Below are 925 nucleotides of genomic sequence, written 5' to 3'. Positions count from 1 at the left end.
GGGATGCAGAACGTCTTGTGCAGGTTCAGGTGGCTCACGTCGCCGCCGAACTTCCCGGGCCGGGCCAGGCCGACCAGCGCGTTGAGGTTCGCCCCGTCCACGTAGACCTGGCCGCCGGCGTCGTGGACGGCCGCGCAGATCTCGGCGATGTCGTGCTCGTAGACGCCGTGGGTGGACGGATAGGTGATCATCAGCGTCGACAACTCGTCGCCGTGCTGGGTGACCTTGACGCGCAAATCGTCGAGGTCGACGTCGCCGTTGTCGTGGCAGGCGACCACGACCACCCGCATGCCGGCGAGCGCCGCCGACGCCGCGTTGGTGCCGTGCGCGCTGGACGGGATCAGGCAGATGTTGCGGTGCGGTTCGCCCCGGCTGGCGTGATAGTCGTGGATGGCCAGCAGGCCGGCGTACTCGCCCTGCGAGCCGGCGTTGGGCTGCAGGGACACCGCGTCGTAACCGGTGATGTGCACCAGCCAGGTCTGAAGGTCACTGATCAGCCGACGCAGTCCCGGGGTGTCCGAGGCCGGCGCGAACGGATGCTGGCGGGCGAATTCCGGCCAGGTGATCGGCTCCATCTCGGCGGCGGCGTTGAGCTTCATCGTGCACGAGCCGAGCGGAATCATGCTGCGGTCCAAGGCGATATCTTTATCCGCCAGCGTGCGCAGATAGCGCATCATCGCCGTCTCGGTGCGGTACTGCGTGAACGCGGGGTGGGTGAGGAACTGCGAGGTGCGGGTCGCGATATCACTGCCGAGTGGCTCGGCGGCCGGCATGCCGAAGGCTTCCAGCGCCGCGGCCACGTGGGCCTCCGTGGTGGCTTCGTCGCAGGCTACCGACACGTGATCGGCGTCAACGCGCCACAGGTTGACGCCCTTCGCCTTCGCCGCGGACACCACCTCGTCGGCGCGTCCCGGAACCCGCGCCA

At 68.6% G+C, this 925-nt stretch carries 1 pseudogene; it reads right to left on the bottom strand.

Going from position 1 to position 925, the window contains the following annotated elements:
• Positions 1-925: pseudogene (locus tag A5704_RS10025) on the bottom strand (beta-eliminating lyase-related protein); the annotation flags it as partial.

Origin of the sequence: Mycobacterium sp. E735 (assembly GCF_001666955.1) — a bacterium.
Lineage (GTDB): Bacteria > Actinomycetota > Actinomycetes > Mycobacteriales > Mycobacteriaceae > Mycobacterium.
This window is presented reverse-complemented; position numbering and strand designations above follow the sequence as displayed.